Genomic DNA, 243 nt, shown 5'->3' on the forward strand with positions numbered 1-243 from the left:
CTTCAGCCCACATCGGCGTTCTTCAGGAATGGCTGCGAAATGACTGAGGGAGGAAGGCATTCACGTTGTACTAGTCAATAATAATCCAGCGACCATTATGACAGACAACACAACTGCATCTGGCTTCCGCTCCGCTCACCTACTACTACCAATAAATCGTTTCTCGTTTTGTAAACTTTTTTGAGTTTTGTCTCAAGGTGAACGATAGTGTTCAGGAAATGCTTGAAGTTGTCATAAAAAAAG

1 protein-coding gene is annotated in these 243 nt (G+C 42.8%); it reads left to right on the forward strand.

Features of this window, described 5'->3' with window-relative positions; translation table 11 throughout:
* The first annotated feature begins 43 nt into the window (after nt 1–43).
* Nucleotides 44–184 carry a carbamoyl phosphate synthase preATP-grasp domain-containing protein gene (locus tag P6709_RS20670; protein ID WP_442905386.1) on the forward strand — a complete coding sequence of 47 codons (141 nt, stop codon included), beginning with the start codon at nt 44–46 and terminating at the stop codon, nt 182–184.
* Nucleotides 185–243: the final 59 nt, after the last annotated feature.

It is taken from the genome of Jeotgalibacillus sp. ET6 (genome assembly GCF_029667115.1).
GTDB lineage: Bacteria > Bacillota > Bacilli > Bacillales > Jeotgalibacillaceae > Jeotgalibacillus.